This window comes from Rufibacter ruber (genome assembly GCF_001647275.1).
GTDB lineage: Bacteria > Bacteroidota > Bacteroidia > Cytophagales > Hymenobacteraceae > Nibribacter > Nibribacter ruber_C.
This window is the reverse complement of record NZ_LRMM01000150.1, coordinates 1-1,618: the sequence shown is the minus strand read 5'-3', so window position 1 is coordinate 1,618 and position 1,618 is coordinate 1. Positions and strand designations below refer to the sequence as shown.

Here is a 1,618-nt window from a genome sequence, read left to right as displayed (position 1 = left end):
GTAGCTGTTGCACAACTCAGCGTTAAACAGTGCCCTGTTTCAATCCCTCTTCACTTTTCTCAAGTTGATTTCAATTCCTGCCGCCAAAAAGAGCATCAAAAGCGTTGCTGCAGAAGCCCTGGGCAGGGCCATGACGGCCGTCTGGCTTTCCCTGGGTTTAAAATTGAGCAGTTTCTTCAGGTTATATGCCGTGGCAGCCAACAGCATTACTTTGTGCGCCTGCTTGATAACCCTTGTATTGATTTTCCTTAGCCCCAGGAAGTTGATGAGCGTGCCCAGCACCGGCTCCACCGTCGCCTGCCTGAGCCCTTTCATCTTCCGCCCATAGCGGCTTTTCAGGCGCGCGATCACCCGCTCGTACTCCTCGCGGTAGTAGGTGATCTCCACCTTCTTCTCGTGGCCCTTACCGATGCAGCTTTCCCGGAGAGGGCAGCCCTTGCAGTCCCGGCGGGTGGTGAGGTAGAGCTTCTTTCTGATGCTGCCCTTCGGCTCCACTTTCATCTTCCGGAACGTGGCTTTCTTGCCCTGCGGGCAAACCCAGCAGTCCTCTTCTTTATTATAGCTAAAGCCCTCCGGCCCGCCCTTGTAGGTGCCGTGCGGCGGGATGAAGGCGGTGATGCCTTCCTGCTCAAGCAAGGCGTAGTTCTCGCCCGAGGAGTAGCCGGCGTCCGCCAGCAGCGTGTTGCAGCCCAGCCCCATCTGGTGCAGCCTACCGGAGAGGGACCCGAGCACAGAGGGCAGGCACTGGTTTTCTTTCCTGTCCGCCAGGTCCGCCTGCACGTGGGTGATGGTGTGGTGGGCGGTGTCCACCGAGAGCTGCAGGAGGTAGCAGAGCTTGCGGGCCTTGCCGGGCTTGACGGCGATGCGGGCATCGGGGTCCACGGGCGAGTAGTGCGTCTTGTTGGAGGTGTACTTGCTGTTCTTGTTGCGGGCCCCGGTACGCTGGTCCTGCCCCAGGCCCCACCTCCGGTTACGGGCTTCTATTTCCTGCAACTCGCCGCGGGTGGCAGTGAGGGTCTGTTGCCCCACGGTAGCCTTGTTTTCTTTTGCCTTGCGGTCGGCGCGGCTGATGGCCCCGACCCGACCCAGGTGCGCCTCGAGCGTCTCCCGCGGCACCTTCAGCTCAAGGGAGTCCATGGAGGCATTGGCCTTGATGAGAGCGGAATCCACGACTTGTGTATGCCCAGCCACCATCCCCGCCTCCGCGCAAAGGGAAGGCACACGGGTGAAGACCTGCTCAAACAGCTCCGGGGGCAGAAGCTGGCGGGTGCGGGAGACGGTCGAGTGCCAAGGCAAGGGCTCGTCGAGCTGGTAACCCAGGAAGTACAGGAGGTCCAGCCTGAGGCTGCAGTGCTCGATGAGTTTGCGGTCCGAGACGATGTTCTCCAGGTAGCCCACCAGGCAGAGCCTGAAGAACACCGCCGGGTCGATGGACTGCTGTCCGCAGCGCCCGTAGTAGGCTTTGGTTATGGGATATAGGAACGAGAGGTCCAGCCGTTGCTTGAGTTTGCGGTAGAAGTTATGTTCCGGAACGTGCGCCGAGAGCGAGAAGCGCAGCTCCTTCTCATCGGCAAAGTGCTTCCTGCCCTGCATCGTAAAATGATTTGGTGGAATATCC

General features: G+C 60.0%; 1 protein-coding gene. It reads right to left on the bottom strand.

Features of this window, described 5'->3' with window-relative positions:
- Positions 1 to 39: 39 nt before the first annotated feature.
- A partial coding sequence (locus A8O25_RS22265; protein ID WP_153042878.1) for an IS1182 family transposase occupies positions 40 to 1,618 on the bottom strand: 1,579 nt, incomplete at its 5' end.